Genomic DNA, 286 nt, shown 5'->3' on the forward strand with positions numbered 1-286 from the left:
TCCCTTTCTCATTTCGCAGTGCTACAATAAACGGATAAAAGGGGGGATATTTTTTTTGGTTGTAGCTCCCTTTCTCATTTCGCAGTGCTACAATATCTACGGCAAACACTGTACCTAAGTACACGTTGTAGCTCCCTTTCTCATTTCGCAGTGCTACAATGGCTACCTGAAAAAATATGCGACAGCAGCGGTTGTAGCTCCCTTTCTCATTTCGCAGTGCTACAATACGCTCCGCGTTTGATGATCAGCTTATAAGGTTGTAGCTCCCTTTCTCATTTCGCAGTGC

The organism is Neisseria sp. HMSC078H04, from assembly GCF_001838135.1.
Taxonomy (GTDB): Bacteria; Pseudomonadota; Gammaproteobacteria; order Burkholderiales; family Neisseriaceae; genus Neisseria.